Genomic DNA, 1,851 nt, shown 5'->3' on the forward strand with positions numbered 1-1,851 from the left:
GAAAACTATGGCAACGTCGTCTATCTGGGCGAACGCGACTGCTCGATCCAAAGACGGCATCAAAAACTCCTTGAAGAAGCGCCCAGCCCCGCCTTAACCCCCAAACTCCGTCAGAAAATGGGTGCAGCCGCGATCGCCGCTGCCAAATCGATCGATTATGCGGGCGTCGGTACGGTCGAATTTCTGCTCGATAAACATGGTGATTTCTACTTCATGGAGATGAATACCCGCATCCAAGTGGAGCATCCCGTCACCGAAATGATTACCGGACTAGACCTAATTGCCGAACAAATCCGCGTCGCCCAAGGTGAAAAACTTTCCTTCACCCAAGAGCAAGTAGTCTTAAAAGGACACTCGATCGAATGTCGCGTCAATGCCGAAGATCCCGACCACAATTTCCGACCATCCCCCGGTAAAATCACTGGTTATCTGGCGCCAGGCGGCCCAGGAGTGCGGATTGATTCCCATGTGTATACCGATTACGAGATTCCACCTTTTTATGACTCTTTGATTGGCAAATTAATCGTCTGGGGAGTCGATCGCGATACGGCGATTCGGCGGATGCGACGGGCATTGCGAGAATATGCTATTACGGGTGTGCCTACGACGATTAATTTTCATCAGCGCATTCTCGAACATCCGGATTTTATTAAGGGTGAAGTTTATACCAATTTTGTCGAGTTAATGATGGCTAAGGACGATCGCTAAGGGGCGTTATATCTGGGTATGAAAGATGGGGAGACGAGGGGACGAGGGGACTGGGGGATGGGGAGATTTTAGCGTTGCACAAGAAGGGAAATCATACCTCAAATCAGCAACGCTACTAATCTTTTTGAGCTAACTCTTCTTTTAATAACTGTTGATAAATACCTGCTAATTTGGGGGTGACGGTATTTGTCTCGATGCCGTAACCCAAGCTCGTCCAGGTACTCGATAATCGCCGTCTAACTTGTTCCAATTGACCTGCTTTTAGTAGCGCAGGGATATTCATTCTCCAGGATTGTTCATCGCTCAGCCAAGCATGAACGACAGCATCTTGGTACTTAGACTCAAAGCTATAAGCACACTGAAAGACAAATAGCGTACAAGATTGCTTGGGATGATACTTTCGAGCCATCTTTGCCCAGGTGGTATCAATCATCTGATAGCGTCCAGCGGCGGTAGAGCAATTATTCATATTCGGCCCGCTGGTAATCCGAATGCACCGCTCGGGATGACGATCGAGACTCTTGGCATGAGTGCCACCATAGATCACCGAATAGGGTTGGCGATCGCTAGCTTCGCTGGCAGAGATCGTCCGCATCAACGCCCGAATATAAGGATCGCCACCTTTCATCACTAAGGGTGGCGGTTGGCTAGTCTCAAAAGTGGGATTGGCGATCGGCCGATCGCCCGCTTGTCGTAAGAGCAATACAGACCACAGTGCGGCAATACAGCCGATCGTGATGCCGACCGTTCGATAGTGTCTAGGTTTAAATGTGTCCATTAATCATTAATAACTAAAGATTTAGCGGCTGAGGCAAGGTGAGATTCACGGCTGGCAATCCCCCACATCACCGAAGTGTTTACTGGTTACTTGCTAACTGTGGATGGGGAATCGGCGATCGTCGATTCCCGCTTGAGTCTCTGTGCCTAAATACCTACCGAGATCGTTATTAGTTACTACACCGCCGCAAAGAGATCTTCCCAACTTTTAGACTCTGCTGTGGGAGAACTGACGATTTCTAATACCTTGTTGCGGGCTTGAGGGTTGGTGAGTGACTCAACGCACACCTGAGCGACCTTTTGTCTAGGTATACTACCATCAAAGAGGGTATCCGCTCCCGACATCACCACGGGGTTAGGGTTATC

General features: G+C 49.2%; 1 protein-coding gene and 2 pseudogenes. 1 reads left to right on the forward strand and 2 read right to left on the reverse strand.

Annotated features, from left to right (window positions below; all coding sequences use genetic code 11):
* Positions 1 to 708: pseudogene (locus RMO35_RS10195) on the forward strand (acetyl-CoA carboxylase biotin carboxylase subunit); the annotation flags it as partial.
* A 115-nt stretch (positions 709 to 823) separates the two neighbouring features.
* Here the strand turns inward: RMO35_RS10195 and RMO35_RS10200 are convergent.
* Together RMO35_RS10200 and RMO35_RS10205 are read right to left on the reverse strand one after the other, a co-directional pair.
* Positions 824 to 1,486 carry a glycoside hydrolase family protein gene (locus RMO35_RS10200; RefSeq protein ID WP_309740887.1) on the reverse strand — a complete coding sequence of 221 codons (663 nt, stop codon included), beginning with the start codon at positions 1,484 to 1,486 and terminating at the stop codon, positions 824 to 826.
* Between the two features lie 176 nt (positions 1,487 to 1,662).
* Positions 1,663 to 1,851 (reverse strand): annotated as a pseudogene (locus RMO35_RS10205) (SDR family NAD(P)-dependent oxidoreductase); the annotation flags it as partial.

The organism is Chamaesiphon sp. OTE_20_metabat_361 (assembly GCF_031364565.1).

What these genes read in the sequence shown, in the direction of transcription:
- RMO35_RS10200 (WP_309740887.1), bottom strand. Translation starts at nt 1,486, where the DNA reads ATGGACACATTTAAACCTAGACACTATCGAACGGTCGGCATCACGATC.